We start from the raw sequence: 15809 nt of genomic DNA, 5'->3' as shown, positions 1-15809 counted from the left end.
CCGGTCAACCACCCCAGTTCGCCACCTGCTGTGGCCGGTCGGTCACGGCTGCCACGTCCAGGTCGCCGTCGAATCCCTCGAGCGCCTCGAGGTACGCGCGAGCGCTGGCTTCCGTCGAGAGGTACGGGACGTCCTCCTCGACGGCCATTTCGAGAGTGTCGCGGTCGTCGCTGACGACGAAGTCGACCTCGCCCTTCATGATCGCGGCGGGGACGTCCTCGAACTCGGCGACGTCGAAGAACCCCTCGAAGCCGTCGACCGCGAGGTCGATCACGGCGGTCCCCTCGCTGACGGCGTTGCCGGCAGCCTGCTGGCCCTTCCAGTAGGCCGTCGCGAAGTCGCTCGCGGTGCCCATCACTTCGCCAGTCGACTTCATCTCCGGGCCGAGGCGCGGGTCGCTTCCCGGCAGGCGGTCGAACGGCAGGACGACCTCCTTGATCGATGTGTGCTCGGGAATCCGCTCGTCGACGCCCTGCTCCGCGAGCGTCTCGCCGGCCATCACCTTCGCGGCGAGTTTGGCGATCGGGACGCCGGTCGCCTTCGAGACGAACGGGACGGTACGAGAGGAGCGGGGGTTTGCCTCGAGGACGTACACCTCGGTCGGCTCGTCCGTCCCGACGCCAGTGACCGCCAGCTGAACGTTTAGCAGGCCGACGGTCTCGAGCGCGGTCGCGATCTCCTCGGTGACCTCGCGGACGCGAACCATCGTCTCGTCGTCGAGCGAGCGCGGCGGGATCGCACACGCGGAGTCCCCGGAGTGGACGCCGGCGCTCTCGACGTGTTCCATGACGCCGCCGATGAGGACGTCTTCACCGTCCGAAACGGCGTCGACGTCGAGTTCGACCGCACCTTCGAGGAACTGGTCGATGAGGATCGGCTTGTCGGGGCTCACGCGGACGGCCTCCTCGATGTAGGTCTCGAGTTCGTCGTCGCTGTGGACGACCTGCATCGCGCGGCCGCCAAGGACGTACGAGGGGCGCACGAGGATCGGGTAGCCCAGATCTTGGGCCAGATCGAACGCCTCCTCGCGGCTGTAGGCGGCGCCGCCCTCGGGCTGGGCGATACCCAACTCGTCCATGAGCTGGTTGAACCGGTCGCGGTCCTCCGCGAGGTCCATCGCTTCGACGCTGGTGCCCATCACCGAGCAATCGAGCCCACGGCGCTCGAGTTCGGCCTCGAGCGGTTCCCCGATGTCGACGGAGGTCTGGCCGCCGAACTGGACCATGACGCCGTCGGCGCCCGTCGTCTCGACCACGTCGGCGACCTCCTCGGCGGTGATCGGCTCGAAGAACAGGCCGTCGCTGGTGTCGTAGTCCGTCGAGACGGTTTCGGGGTTGTTGTTGACGACGTGGGCGTCGATGCCCAGTTCCCGCAGGGCGCGCACCGCGTGGACGGCGCAGTAGTCGAACTCGACGCCCTGGCCGATGCGGATCGGGCCGCCGCCGACGACGACGACGCTCTCGACGGCTGTATCGACCTGCACCTCGTCGTGGGCGATTGGCGAGGAACCCGACTCGAGGGCGTCCCGCGCCGAGTAGTAGTACGGCGTCGACGCGGCGAACTCACCGGCGCAGGTGTCGACCTGCTTGAAGGTGCGCTCGGGAGCGGCGGACTCGACGCTTCCAACGTCGGCGCCGGCACGGGCCGCGACTTGCTGGTTCGTGAAGCCGAGTTCGGCAGCCACGGTGAAGTCGCCCTCGGAAGCGGCGACCGACGCCTCGGCGATGTTCTCGAAGCGCTCGACGTACCACTCGTAGATGCCCGTCAGGCTGCAGACGTCCTCGACGGTGTAGCCGCGCTCGAACGCCTCGAAGATGGCGTAGGGGCGGTCGGGCGTCGGCGTCTCGAGGTAGTCGGCCTCGAGTTCCTCGTCAGAAACGTCGGCCCAGTCGACGGCGGGGTCGTACTCCGAGGAGCGGAGCGCCTTGAGGAGCGATTCCTCGAACGTGCGTCCGATGGCCATCGCCTCACCGGTCGACTTCATCGCCGTGCCGAGTTCGAAGTCGACGTCGTCGAACTTGTCCTTGGGCCAGCGGGGGACCTTGGTAACCACGTAGTCGATGGCCGGCTCGAACGCCGCGGTCGTCTGGCCGGTGATCTCGTTTTCGATCTCGTGGAGCCGTTTCCCGAGAGCGACTTTCGCGGTCACGCGGGCAATGGGGTAGCCCGTCGCCTTCGAGGCGAGCGCCGACGAGCGAGAGACGCGGGGGTTGACCTCGACGACCCGGTACTCGCCGCCTGGCGTACCGTCGTCGTGCCAGGCGAACTGGATGTTACACCCGCCCTGGATGCCGAGTTCGCGGATGACGTCGAGCGCCGCGGTGCGCATCTCCTGGTGACCGTCGTCGGGGATGACCTGCGAGGGGGTGACGACGGTCGACTCGCCGGTGTGGATGCCCATCGGGTCGAGGTTCTCCATGTTGCAGATGATGATACACGAGTCGTCGGCGTCGCGCATCACCTCATACTCGAGTTCGACCCAGCCGGCGATCGATTCCGTGATGAGGACCTCGTTGTTCCGCGAGAGGCGAAGTCCTTTCCGCACGCGAGCGAGGAGTTCGTCCATCTCCTCAACGACGCCCGATCCGGAGCCACCCAGCGTGTAGGTCGTTCGGGCGATGACCGGGAGGCCGCCGACGACGTCGACAGCGTCCTCGACGCGTTCGCGAAGGTCCTCGTCCGTGATCTCGGCCACCGTCTCGTCCGAGTCCAGCGAGATGGTCGTCGACCGCGGCATTGGCTGGCCGATGTTCTCCATGCGCTGGCGGAAGAGGTCGCGGTCCTCCGTGGCGTAGATGGTGTCGAGCGGCGTGCCCATGATCTCGACGTCGTACTCTTCGAGGACGCCCTCCTCGGCGAGTTCGGCCGTGACGTTCAGTCCCGTCTGGCCGCCGAGGCCGGCGATGACGCCGTCCGGGCGCTCTTTCCGGATGATTTCGGCGATAGCGTCGGTCGTGATCGGCTCGAGGTAGACTCTGTCGGCCATCTCCGGATCGGTCATGATCGTCGCCGGGTTCGAGTTGACGAGGACGACGCGCGCGCCTTCCTCCTGGAGGGCCCGGCAGGCCTGCGCGCCCGAATAGTCGAATTCGGCGGCCTGTCCGATCTGGATCGGCCCGCTGCCGATGAGCAGGATCGTGCGTCCGTCGTCCCCGGTGTCGTGGTCGGTGCTCATTCGTTGTCCGTTCGAAGTGTGCACATCGTAATAAGCGCCACGAAATAGTGCGATTCTCGAAATAGAATTTCGAATTTCGTACAGCGTCCGCCACACGCCCGGTCACCGGGGTCCCTCGAACGGCCGAACACCTTATAGGAGTCCCCAGTCATCTATCGCTAACTACATGTCTGGTGGTGGTGAGCGCCGAGCGTTCGACGGTGTGACGCTCCTCTACGTCGATCCGACCGACCGGGCGAGCCGCGTCCTCGACGCGCTCGAGACGAGGTTCCCGGGGCTGTCGGTTCGGGGGGTCGGAACCGCTTCCGACGCGGTTCGCGCGCTCGGCGACCGGTCGGCAGACGGCGTGGTCACCGTCGACCGCCTTCCCGACTCCGACGGGCTCGCGCTCGTCGAAACGGTTCGCCGAACCTATCCCACCCTTCCCATCGTGCTGTACGCTCGCAACGGTTCCGAACGGCTCGCGAGTCGGGCACTCGACGCGAACGCGACGGCGTACGTTCCCACTGACGCCGGCGGCTCCGTGGATCCCCTCGAACTTCTCTGTGAGCGCGTCGAGTGCATCTTGACGACCACCGCCGACCGACAGTTCCGCCGGGTCGATGCGATGCACGACGTCGCCCTGGGGTTCGAGTCGTGCCACGACCCGGAGACGGTCTACCAACTCGCCGCCGAAGCGATGATTCACGTCCTCGAGAGCGAGGACAGCGCACTCTACGTCGAAGAGGACGGCCTGCTGTGCCCGAGAGCCGTCGCCGGCGACATCGTCTCGGAAGTGACCGAAACGTTCGAACTCGACCAGGGCGTCGTCGGGCGGACCTACCGGCGCGGCGAGTCCTCGCTCGACCTGGACATCGGGGCCGATGGCGACGCCGATCCAGTCGACGATGCCATCCGCTCCGGACTCAGCGTTCCCGTCGGTGAATTCGGCGTGCTCCAGGCCGCCTCGAGGGACCCGGCGGCGTTTACCGAACGCGACCGAACGCTGGCGGAGTTGCTCGCCGCGCACGTCTCGGCGGCGATTTCGCGCATCCGCTCCGAACAGGCGGTTCGACTCGAGCGCGACCGGTTCGGTGCACTATTCGAGAACGTCCCGGACGGCGTTGCCTTCACCGGCGAGGCCAGATCGGACGTCATCGTCGACGTGAACCCGGCGTTCGAACGGCTGTTCGGCTACGACGCCGACGAACTCGTCGACGAGTCGATCGACGAGTGCATCCTCCCGGAAGGTGAGGAGCCGATCGAAATATACGGCTCCGTCGGCCTCGAGGAGGTCATCAGCGCGGAGATCACGCGGATGACCGCCGACGGGCCACGCGAGTTTCTCTTCCGCGGGTTTGCCGTCGAACTCGAGTCCGAAATCCACGAGTACGCCATCTACACCGACATCACCGACCAGAAGCGCTGGGAGCGCGAACTCGAGCAGTACCGAACGCTGGTCGAGACCGTCGGCGATCCCATGTATGTGCTGGACGAGAACGGTATCGTGGTGGTCGCGAACGACGCGATGGCCGACGCCGTCGGTCGACCCCGGGCAGCGGTGGTCGGCGCGCACGCCCGTTCGTTCATGCCAGAGTCGATCCTCGATCGAGGGAAACGAGAGATACGGGCAATCTTCGAGGCCGACGACCGTCAGTGGGGAACCTTCGAGTTCGACTATACGGACGTCGAGGGTCGGAAGCACGTCGCCGAAGCGAACGTCGCGCCACTCGTGGGCGACGACGGCGAACTGACCGGCAGCGTCGGCGTCATCCGCGACATTCGTAAACGGAAGGAGCGCGAACAGCGGATCCGCGCGCTCCACGACGGGACCCGGCGACTGATGGCCGCCGAGAACGCCGAGGAGGTCGCCATCGTCGGCTGCAAGCTCGTCACCGAGATTCTCGAGTATCCGCTCACCGGCGTCCACCGGTACGACCCGGAGGCCGACGGACTGATCCCCGTGGCGGTCTCTGACGACGTGGCTACCCTCTTCGACGACCCCCCGATCATCGAACGCGACGGTGGCCTGGCGTGGACGGCCTTCGAGACCGGCGAGCCGACGTCGTACGATGACGTGAGACGCGAGAACGGAGTTCGGAACTCCGAGACGCCGATCCGCAGCGAGGCCCACCTCCCCCTGGGGGAGTACGGCGTTCTCCTCGTCGCATCGACCGAGCGAAACGACTTCGACGAGGAATCGATCGCGCTCGCGGACACCCTCGCCGCGAACGTCGAAGCCGCCCTCGAGCGCGCCGAGCGCGAGAGCGAACTCGACCGACGGCGCCAGGAACTCGAGCGCCAGAACGAACGCCTCGAGGAGTTCGCGGGGACGGTCTCGCACGACCTCCGAAACCCGTTGACGCTCGCGACCGGTCACCTCGACCTGCTCGACGACGAACTCGACGGCCGGTACCGCGACCACGTCAGCGAAGTCCAGTGGGCGCTCGAGCGGATGGACGACATCATCGACGACGTGCTCGTGCTCGCCCGTAGCGGGCGTCAGCTCGCCGACACCGAATCGGTCTCCCTCGAGACGGTGGTTCGACGGGCCAGTCGAACGGTCGACCCGGGTCTCGACGTCGACGTCGACGGCTCGCTCCCGGTCGTGACGGGCGAGGAGACGCGACTGCTCGCGCTGTTCGAGAACCTCTTTCGAAACGCGCTCGAGCACGTCGGGTCCGGCGTACACATCGTGGTCGGAGCGAGCGACGACGGCTTCTACGTGGCCGACGACGGGCCGGGAATTCCGCCGGACGATCGGGAGGCGGTCCTCGAGTCCGGGTACACGACTCACCCGGAGGGGACGGGATTCGGGCTGGCGATCGTGACGGAGGTGGCGAACGCCCACGGCTGGTCGGTGGCGGTGACGGAGAGCGAGGCCGGGGGCGCCCGGTTCGACATTACGATCGAGGCGGACGACGTCGCTACCGTCGCTCCCGACGACGATGGCGATGGCGATGGCGATGGCGACGCTGACGGTGACGGCGACGCCGACCGGGTGACGCGGATCGATACGGACTAGCGGTTCGTCGACGTACGGGGGCCTGAGTGCCCGGGACGTACAGCCGCTCGGCGGTCATCGGTTTCCCCGGTTGTCAGGTATCACCGGTCCAGGAACGACGCGTCTCGCTGAAAATAGACGTCGACGTCACACCGGTGCATCGTGCTCGCTCTCGAAGTCCCGCACGTCCCGGTACTGATCGACGAACGACTCGACGTCGAACTCGAGCATCTGCGTCTCGAACTCGGTGATCGCGGCGCCATCGTCGGCGTGGCTGATCGCGTGTTCCATCAACTCGACGATCAGTTCGACGACGACGACGTGGAGCCGTCGAGCCTCGAAATCCGTGACCCACAGGAGGGTGTACCCGACCGAGCCGTCCTCGGAGGCGTCGTGGACGACGACCTCGTCGGGGAACTCCTCCATGACGATACCGAGCAGGTGGGGCGTGCCGAACTCGTCGAAGTCGTCGGCCGTGTCGACGGTCTCCCGGAGGACCGCGACGAGCGATTCGGGGACGAACCGAGAGGGCGGGTGGACGTCCGTGACCACTGCGTGGCGATCGCCACACGAACAGCTGTACTCGCGCATACCGAGGTCGATCTCGTGGGGGTCGAGGGACTCTCCGCAGGGTAGCTCGAGGCGGTTGGTGTCGTCGCCCGGGACGCGAGGCGCGGGGTCGGCCATCGCCGGGGTTTGGGCCGGTGTCGTGATAAGGACGACGACTCGAGACGGCCCCGTGTCGAGCCTACGGGAGAAGTTCGTCGTCGATACCCGCCCACTTTTCGTCCTCCTCGGCCTGACGGGCCTCGAGTTGGTCGAATCCGCTCGCGAGCAGGGCCAGCGCGAAGAGCCAGGCCAGCGAGCCGAACGCGACGTTGGCGAGTTCGCCCGCGACGGGCGCCGACTCGAGGGCGGCGAGGGCGACGGCGCCCAGTGAACTCACGGTGAGGAAGCTCAGAAGGATGACGACGAGGAGGGCGAAGACGCGAAGCCAGGAGCCGCGGGTCAGCTCGACGCTCCGACGGGCCGCGTCGATCGGTCCGACTCGCTCGGTCGCGAGGTACGGGTGCGTAAACGCGAGGGCTGTGGCGGCGACGAGTCCGGGGAGGACGAACAGCGCGAGGCCGAGTCCTACCACCAGGGAGCCACCGAACGCGGCGACGACTGCCGAGAGCGTCGCTCGGCCGAGTCCGTCGTTCCACCGGGGCGCATCGGTCGACGGTGACTCGAGGGGCGGTTCGCCGTCGACGGGTTCGCCATCGACGTCGACGACGTCGTCCCGCCTCCGCGTTCGTGCCGCCTGCTCAGAGAGCACCCGAAACGCGACCACCGAGAGCGCGACGAACGCCACCAGCATGGCGAGCCAGAGCGCGGTCGCCAGCCCGACCGACAGCTCGATCGCGAGGGGCAACTCGTCGGGGAGCGTCTCGAACCCCGGGACGAACAGCTCTTCGTCCTCGATAAACGCCCGCTGGGCCTCGAGCTGGCTCTGGAGGCCGACCAGCATCAGCGCCTGGACGGCGACCAACCCGCAAAGCACCGCCACGGCGCGCCGATCGCTGATGCGCTCGAACGCCTCGTCGATGGCCGTCAGTACCAAGAGCTGAGCCATGCTCAGGGCCAGTCGTCGCGAATCGCCTCGTCCGGATCGTCGGCTTCCTCCGAATCGGTCGACAGCGTCCAATCGGCCGCCTCCGCGGCGTCTTCGACGTGGAGGAACTCCCAGCCGACCTCGTCGGCGAGGGCCTCGTCGTCGTCGCCGACGCCGACGAAGACGTGTCGCTCCGTGTCGAACTGACGTTTGACGCTCTCGAGGCTCTCGGCCTTGCCGCGCGGGCCGGAGAAGAAGTCCTGTCGGACCCGGTTCTTCCGGGTGAAGTTCGTCACCACGTACGTCGGCTCCTCGGAGACGACGCCGACGTAGGAACTCCAGCCCCGGGCGTCGTCGAAGACGGCCTCCGGTGAGGCGAGCGCCTGTAGGGCCTCGAGTTCGAACGCGAGCGTCATGTCGCTTCCGCCGTTCATGTCGCCTAGATTGCGTCGCACCCCGGAAAACCGCTTCGATACGCCCGGCGATGGGCCGACGGTACTCCGCCCAGAGACGGACTGTCGACCCAGCCGCGGGTGGGGTGATTCGAAATCCGCCACCTGATACCTGGAACGACCCGGGCTCAGTCGTAACTCACACAGAAGTAGTCGGTATGAATAACCACGTCGCCATCGGACAGTTCCATGTCCTCGCGGACGGCAGTCGAGCCGGCTTCCACGACCTCGAGGAACCGGGTTAGTGCCTCCTCACTCAGCTGATCGACGTGGCGAACTCGCGACGATGCCGGGATCGATTCGGTTCGCCGGACGGTCAACTGCCGCTGGAGGGGTTCAGTGTCACTGGAGGACATGTTCCAAGATACCAATTGACACGGATGGTCATAAACGTTCGGTTCCAGGAAGAATCGCGCGGAACAATATGTTCGCCCACTAACGACTCGTTCCGCTCACCAAGGGTACGTCGATCCGTGGACGTGATTTCGCACCGATCCTTCCCGCCGTCGAGGCTCCGCCACTGTCCAGCAACCGTCATCGAGGCTCCTCCTCGAGCGTGAACTAGTTCGATCGACGTCCAAATCGACCCTCGAGAAATCAACTGGCTTGCGCGCTCGCCGTCGCCGTGGTCGCTCGCGGAAACTGGAGTTGAACGATGCTCCCTCGAGGCTCGTTCTCGGCGAACTCGACGTCACCACCGGATCGAGCAACGATCCAGTTCACGAGCCACAACCCGAGTCCGCTGGCGTGCTCCAGCGACGTCTCGCGTCCGGCAGTCAGCACCTCCCGTTCGACCGCCGGGATGCCCGGCCCGTCGTCGGCGATGACCACGTCGACGGTCGTCTCCGTCCGGTCGACGGTGACTTCGATCGACGGGTTCGACCGATCACTGTGCTCGACCGCGTTCTTGAGGACGTTGTCGATCGCCGACGGGTACAGAGGATTGACAAGGGCGAGCGCCGCTTCGTCGACGTCGACGTCGATGTCGACAGTAACGGTCGCGTCGTCGTAACTCCGCTGTAGCCGCTCGGTCGCCGCATCGACTGCGGCCGCCATGTCGACCGTCTGATGGTCCGACTTCCCGTGTAACACCATATCGACTTCCCGTGCCAGTTCACTGAGATCGGCGAGGGCCGTCGCGTTCTCCTCGATCGTTTCGAGGTACGATTCGCCGCCGGCATCGATGTGATCCGCGAGCAGATCCACGTAGCCCGTGATGATATTCACGTTGTTTTTGACGTCGTGTCGAAGCACGCGATTGAGCACCTGGAGTCGCTGTTCGTAGATTCGCTCGTCGGTGACGTCCGTCGAGGTCACGACGAACTCGCCGGCGCCGTCGAACAGCGGTTCGATCGTCGTCTTGAACACGTTCCAGGCTCCGTCGGCGTGTGTTACCCGATGTTCGATCGAATCGGTGCTGGGTCGCTCTCGAGAGTGTGTCCGCAACTCGAGTACGTCTGCTCGATCGTCCGGATGGACGTACTCGAGGAGTGAATGACCGACGAGCTGTGCCGGCTCGTAGCCCAGCACCCGCGTGATGGATGGACTCACGTATCGAAACGTCCACTCTTCGTCGACGGTCGCGACCACGTTCGGTGACTTTTCGATCATGCTCTGGTACCGTCGCTCGAGCGTTTCCTCGTCGGTCACGTCCTCGAACAGCAGGACTGTCGCAACGGTTCCTCCTGGCGTCACGTCCAGCGCAGATACCTCGAATCGTTTCGTTTCTTCGCTCGTTTCGACCGTTACGCGCGCGTCCTCGGTGTCGTTCTCGAGGACCGAGGCGACCTCTGGATACGCTTCGAACGCCTCTGGGAGCGAGATCCCGAGTATTCGATCGCCGAACAGCGACCGCGCGGGGTCGTTGGCGTCGATAATGGTATCTTCGTCCGAGAGGACGACCACACCGTCCGCCAGGTTCTCGAACACCACGTCACGGGCGACCGGCGAGATTTCGAACAGCCGGTGGCTGAACAGCGCCCACGCGACGAGCGGTGTCGTGAGCAGGAACGCTAGCGGCGTGAGATCGAAAAACAGTGGTGTGATCCACCCGGTCATACCGACGAGAGTGGCGACGGCCGGTATGAGTCCCGCGACCAACAGGAGTATCGCCTGCCGACGGACCGGCCCGGTCTGGCGTCTCATCGTTCGCCAGAGTAGCACGTAGGTCATGCCGTTGATCGCGTAAGAGTACGCCTGCACGAACAGGAAGAACGCCCCCGGCGTAAACGTGAGCAAATAGAGCCCATCGACGTATTCGACGGCCGGCTCGAGATACAGAAACTGATCTGCCCTGCCACCCCACGCGAGTAGGAGCGTCGCGGTCGGTAGCGCGGCGAGCAGGGCGAGCCGCTTCCCACGAGCCCACCGCTCACGTCCCGTGTAGACGAGAACGAAGAGCGGCCACGAGACCATCATCAGGGCGACGCCGATCCAGACGAATCGATTCCAGGCCAATTTGGCCGACACCGTCGTCGCCGAGACCTGGAGCGCGTAGGTCAGCGACCACCAGACGGTCGCAGTGGAGATCCCGAAAAAGGCCACGATGACGACGTCGTTTCGTCGGTAGTAGTTCCGGAAGACGTACACCGCGAACGCGAACGAGACGAGCGCGGTAACACCGAGAAGTGCCGTCCACAGTGATACGTGCCATTCCATGAATTGTCTTTCACTGCTTCCCGGCGCGAGTCTCTACGCATTCTTCTGTGAGTTCGGACGTTATCCGTGTTGTGGCTCCGCTCGAGCCATTAGTTCGACAATTGATGCGTTAACAGAACGTCATTTGATGCTCGATTGCAGGTGGACTAAAGCGCATCGAACGAGTGGAATCCGTTGTTTGTCTCGATCATTGATCTGGAACCAACCGATGTGGGAGACGCCCCACACGAGCGTAGAAAATTCTATGACTCCCGAACGGGAAGCCGTCGTATGAAGCCGAAGACGAGGCGGAGACTGCTTTTTCTTGGAGTCCTCCTCGTCCTCATCAGTCCACTATTCTTCTGGTCGACGTGTAGTGATGTGGGATACGGGCCCGGCGGGCCGCCGGGTGGCTACGAACTCGAGGGAGTTACTGGCCTGACAGTCACCTATACGCCTGACGGCGGGGTCAATACGTGCACCGCTGGGCTAGGGCCAGTGTATCTCCCGATCGGAGTCGCTATGATACTAACTTGCTTCGTCCGTTAACTGATCGCTCTGTACTGCGTAATCACCACTTCTGGTTAGTTGGCTTGCATCTCGTGAAACAGTTGCTCCGGCTATCTATTAGCACCTCAACGAACTACTGAGTTGCCGTCAGGAGGTAGTCAGAGATTTTGAGAATCTATTCATCACGACGAGTTGCTGTCGGCAATCGTTGCCCGAACCGGTCAACGAGGGTGAATCCGACATGTGAAACAGTTGCAAATAGAATAACTCAGTCATAATACCTGGATAGTAAAGGGACTTATTGATGGTGGAAGGGGTATGCACGATGTGCATCGCCGTTCGGTCCTCGCAGCAGGTGCAGCGCTTTCGACCGGGATTGGACTCGCCTCGAGTGGGGTCGGCGCATCCGACGTCGATGGGGACCTCCCCGATCCGTCGCTGGTCCCCAACCCGGAGATGGACGAAGACTGGGCGTCGCACCGTGGTGACGCCGGCCACGCCAGATTCATCGACGACGGGTACGAGTTCGACGGCGACTCGCTCGAGGTCGCCTGGTCCGTCGAGCGTGGCAATCTCGGTTCGATGGGGCACACCGGAACCGTCGCCATCGCCGACGACACGGTCTACACGCCAACCGAAGACGGCGTAGTCGCTCTCGAGGCGGCAGACGGTTCGGTGATCTGGGAGAACACGGAGGCCCACGCTGGAACACCGTCGGTCGTCGGCGAGAGCGTCTATCTTAGCGGTGACGAGGTCGTCGCGCTCGATCGGGCTGACGGCAGCGTCCGCTGGAAGACCGAGTTCGACCCCGAAGAGGAAATCCACTGGCAAACGGTCGCCTACGGTGGCGTCTACGTCGTCGTCGACGGCACGCTGTATGCACTCGACGCCGACGACGGCTCGGTTCAATGGGAGAAGGAGTCAATCACAGCCCCCGAGGACCTGTACCACGGCGAAGGAGAAGCGGAGTACGAATTTGTGATTGCGACTGCCGCAGCAAACGGCGTCATCTACAGCGGCACGGGCGCAGGCCCGATTGCCTTCGAACCCGAGACGGGTGCGGAAGTCTGGCAGGATGAACAGGAAATCCATACCTCTACCAAGGGCATCCACGCGACGTCGACGGCAGTCGCGCACTACATTGGTACGTACAACGAACGCTCGTTGCACGATGCCCAAACAGGCGAGTGGAAGACCATGGCCTACGGGACTCGCGAAATAGCCTTCGGCGAGGAAATCTACGTCGGCGGGGGCACCGATCAGGAGTACTCCGGCGCTTCGATCGACGGTGACGAATACAGTTGGAGTCTCGATGTTACGTACACCTACGGGCAAGCCGTTATCAGCGGCGACACCGTCTACGCCTACCTGTATCAGGATGGACACAATTACGGAGAGCAGGAATACGACCACGAACTCGTCGCCCTGAACAAGTACGACGGAACTGAGAAGTGGTCCGTCGGGAGAGAGGAAACGTCGCTTGCAAACTCGAGAGAGATTCGCGCGATCAGCGGCGACACGATCTACCTTGATCACGACGGGGAACTCGTCGCACTTCGAGAACAGACGGACGACGAAGACGACACCGGTGACGAGGGTGACGGAACCGACGAGGACAACCAGCAAGATGGCGCGGACGACGACGATAGCACCGACGACGACCAGCAAGAAGACACCGACGACGGCGACAGCACCGACGACACTGGCGACGAGGAGACGCCGGACGAAGATGAGGAGACCGGCGGCGGCGATAGCTGCGAAGTTCCCGGCGACGAAAACGACGACGGCGAGGACACGACCGAATCCGATGGGAATGGAACCGACGGAAACGGATCCAACGATGACGAGAACACAACCGACTCCGACGACGGAGACGACGGAGACGACGGAGACGACGGAGACGACGGAGCTAACGAGGCCGAAGAACGCACCTCCCAGACCGACGCGGACGAGTCACCCGGCTTCACGACCGGCGCAGGGATCTTCAGCGGCCTCCTCGGCCTCGAGTGGCTGCGCCGGCAGTCGAATACGGACGAACCGGACGAGTAACAGGAGTTGTCGGGTGCGGTGAATCGCGACGAGAGTCGGTAAAACCCGACAATCTCGCTGGCCTGACACCCGCATGCGTGCTACCCGGTAGTTTCGCCAGACGCAGGCAGCTGTCAATCCAGAAGTGAGCTCGTTCACACGGATATCGAGTAATTCAGATACCCTCTCCTCGAGCAGGTATGGTTGCAACGTTCGCGCTGTGAGTTCAGCACAACCGCTACAACGTATCACCGTACGAGGTCCTCAACAATAACAAAACCTGCTGTGTGTCGATGAACGAGCGACAGGCCTTTCGCGACGACTACCCGATTATTGATCCTGACTCGGCGCGAGTTCGTCGAGGTCGACTTGCTTCTCGAGGAGGACCTCGGCTTGGTCGGCGACGATACGCTGCTGGCGCATGAGTTGCTTGAGCTTGCTCTGAGCGGAGAGGTCGCCGATGAGGACGCCACCGACGACCTTGCCGTCCTTGAACGCGATGCGGCGCCACTCGGTGTCTGAGTAGCGGCGTTCGGCGTGTTCGTCGCCCAGGGTGGGGTGGCCAAACGAGAGGAACGGGAAGTCGAAGTGTGTGATCGAGTACGAGGAGACCCACTCGAAAGGCTCGGCCTCGTCGTCGGCGGCCATGTTGATGCCCGCGACTCGACCCTGCTCTTTGGCCGAGCCCCACGAGCCGTTCTGGGCCTGCTCGCCCAGGAGGACGTCGTAGAACTGCGTCAGGTCGCCCGCCGCGTAGACGTCCTCGAGGTTCGTCTGCATGTACTCGTCGACGACGATACCGTTGTCCTGTTCGATGTCGGTGTCGTGGAGGAACTCGGTGTTGAACGTCAGGCCGATCGCGACGCCGGCGAAGTCACACGGGTAGCGGTTACCGTCGCCGCCGATGGCGGCCTCGACGCGGCCGTCGTCGTCGACCTCGAACTCGCTGACGCCGCTGTCGAAGACCGGTTCGACGCCCACGCTTCGCATCCCCTCGTGCATGATCTCGGCGCCATCGGCCGAGAGCGCGTAGCGCCACCAGCGGTCGCCGCGCATCAGGAACTTGCCCTCGACGCCCTGGGAGCCACAGACTGCCGCGAAGTCGATGCCCAACAATCCGGCTCCGACGATGACGGCGTCGTCGGCGGCTTCGGCGCTCTTGCGGATCTTCCGGGCGTCCTGGAACGTCCAGAAGTGGTGGACGCCCTCAGCGTCGCTGTTTTCGACCGGCAACTGCGTGGGCGTCCCGCCCGTCGCGATCAGCAGTTTGTCGTAGGGAACGTCGTCTTTCTCGTGGGTGCAGACGACCTTCTCGTCGGTGTCGATGGTCGTCACGTGCGTGTTGAGTGAGAGGTCGATGTCGCGCTCGTCGTACCAGTCCTCGTCGTGAATCGAGATGGGCGCCTCGGGCAGTTTGCCCTTGGCGTGTTCTTTGATCAGGATACGATTGTACAGCGGTTCGCCCTCATCGGTGATGACGGTGATCGACGACTCCGGATCCTCCTCCCGGAGTGTCTCCGCGGCCGAACTGCCGGAGATCCCGTCCCCGATGATAACGTACTCGGTCATGTCGGGAAATTTCGTAACGGGGGTTAAAGTCGGTTGCTATCTGGACTACCCTCGAGGTCGAGGCGCCATCGTCGGGTAGCCTCGCCGTGGGCGTCGCTCGTTCGTCATCCAGGAATCGAAAATACTATACATTCTATAGATAGACGATCCGTCCACTCCACATCGCTCATTAGGCTCGAGTCCGTCCGCTCGAGTATGAAACTCCGCCAGAACGCCCGTCACTTCGCCTCTCGGAAGGCGCTCGAGACCCCAGTCGTTCGCTCACTGGCCATTTCGGGCCTCGTTCGCCTCCACACGAAGATCTTCCTGGGGAAGGCCGATCCGGCCCGCGCCGACGAGCGCAAGGCCCACCTCGACGGCCTCTTCGAGGCGACGATGGACAGCTACCTCGAGGCCCTGCGCGCCGGGTACTCCGAGGCCGAGGCCCGCGAGATCACGCACATCCAGGCGAACTTCGACTTCTACAACCACGGCTGGACCGAGATGATGGAGTTCCCCGCCGACGAACTCGAGGACCACTACGACCGGTACCACGACTTCTTCGCAACCTGGGGAATCACGATCGATCGACCCCTGGGGGAGTTCAGGCCCGACGGTGGGCTTCCGGAGGCCCCGTCGACGCCCGAACGCCTCGAGAATCCCGAGCATCCCCACGCCGAGGGCGGGTTCGCCGACGATGTCTACGTCGAAAACGAGGACGGCGAACTGGTCGTCGGCGGCCAGGACGACCCAGAGAACGTGGACGTCTCGCAAGCCGTTGGCGTGAACGACGAGCCGCTCGAGGAGAACTAGCGGTTACGCCGTCCGAAATTGAATAGCGGGTGAGCTACCTAGCCCATTGGAACGGACGGTATCGAGGAT

Annotated in this window: 10 protein-coding genes; 3 read left to right on the top strand and 7 right to left on the bottom strand. The window is 64.2% G+C overall.

From position 1 onward, the window contains the following. Positions 1–4: 4 nt before the first annotated feature. Positions 5–3175 (bottom strand): carbamoyl-phosphate synthase large subunit, encoded by a 3171-nt coding sequence (carB, locus tag ACFQO4_RS01810; RefSeq protein ID WP_500259297.1) that lies wholly within the window; start codon positions 3173–3175, stop codon positions 5–7. 166 nt (positions 3176–3341) lie between these two features. On the opposite strand from carB, the gene ACFQO4_RS01805 reads away from it, so the two are divergent. Further along, the gene (locus ACFQO4_RS01805) at positions 3342–6179 is read left to right on the top strand and encodes a PAS domain S-box protein (RefSeq protein ID WP_500259296.1); all 2838 of its coding nucleotides are present in this window, start codon (positions 3342–3344) and stop codon (positions 6177–6179) included. A gap of 126 nt (positions 6180–6305) precedes the next feature. On the opposite strand, the gene ACFQO4_RS01800 is transcribed toward ACFQO4_RS01805, so the two are convergent. From ACFQO4_RS01800 to ACFQO4_RS01780, 5 genes are all read right to left on the bottom strand, one after another. After that, positions 6306–6845 carry a DUF5815 family protein gene (locus ACFQO4_RS01800; RefSeq protein WP_500259295.1) on the bottom strand — a complete coding sequence of 180 codons (540 nt, stop codon included), beginning with the start codon at positions 6843–6845 and terminating at the stop codon, positions 6306–6308. A 61-nt stretch (positions 6846–6906) separates the two neighbouring features. After that, positions 6907–7773: a DUF7847 domain-containing protein gene (locus ACFQO4_RS01795; protein ID WP_500259294.1), complete on the bottom strand. Its 867-nt coding sequence runs from the start codon at positions 7771–7773 to the stop codon at positions 6907–6909. Between the two features lie 2 nt (positions 7774–7775). After that, the gene (locus ACFQO4_RS01790; RefSeq protein WP_500259293.1) at positions 7776–8186 is read right to left on the bottom strand and encodes a DUF7124 domain-containing protein; all 411 of its coding nucleotides are present in this window, start codon (positions 8184–8186) and stop codon (positions 7776–7778) included. A 146-nt stretch (positions 8187–8332) separates the two neighbouring features. Then, positions 8333–8560 (bottom strand): DUF7979 domain-containing protein, encoded by a 228-nt coding sequence (locus ACFQO4_RS01785; RefSeq protein ID WP_500259292.1) that lies wholly within the window; start codon positions 8558–8560, stop codon positions 8333–8335. Positions 8561–8801: 241 nt separating this feature from the next. Beyond that, on the bottom strand, positions 8802–10862 hold the full coding sequence (locus ACFQO4_RS01780) for a histidine kinase N-terminal 7TM domain-containing protein (RefSeq protein ID WP_500259291.1): 2061 nt from the start codon (positions 10860–10862) through the stop codon (positions 8802–8804). A gap of 807 nt (positions 10863–11669) precedes the next feature. Between ACFQO4_RS01780 and ACFQO4_RS01775 the strand changes: the two genes are divergently transcribed. Beyond that, on the top strand, positions 11670–13400 hold the full coding sequence (locus ACFQO4_RS01775; protein WP_500259290.1) for an outer membrane protein assembly factor BamB family protein: 1731 nt from the start codon (positions 11670–11672) through the stop codon (positions 13398–13400). Between the two features lie 309 nt (positions 13401–13709). On the opposite strand, the gene ACFQO4_RS01770 is transcribed toward ACFQO4_RS01775, so the two are convergent. Beyond that, entirely contained in the window at positions 13710–14948 is a 1239-nt protein-coding gene (locus ACFQO4_RS01770) for an NAD(P)/FAD-dependent oxidoreductase (RefSeq protein WP_500259289.1), read from the bottom strand. Positions 14949–15143: 195 nt separating this feature from the next. On the opposite strand from ACFQO4_RS01770, the gene ACFQO4_RS01765 reads away from it, so the two are divergent. Then, positions 15144–15740: a DUF6149 family protein gene (locus tag ACFQO4_RS01765; protein ID WP_500259288.1), complete on the top strand. Its 597-nt coding sequence runs from the start codon at positions 15144–15146 to the stop codon at positions 15738–15740. The last annotated feature ends 69 nt before the right edge of the window (positions 15741–15809 follow it).

Origin of the sequence: Saliphagus sp. GCM10025334 (genome assembly GCF_042663485.1) — an archaeon.
Lineage (GTDB): Archaea > Halobacteriota > Halobacteria > Halobacteriales > Natrialbaceae > Natronosalvus.
Note: the sequence above shows the minus strand (reverse complement) of the source record. Positions and strands in the feature narration are given on the sequence as shown.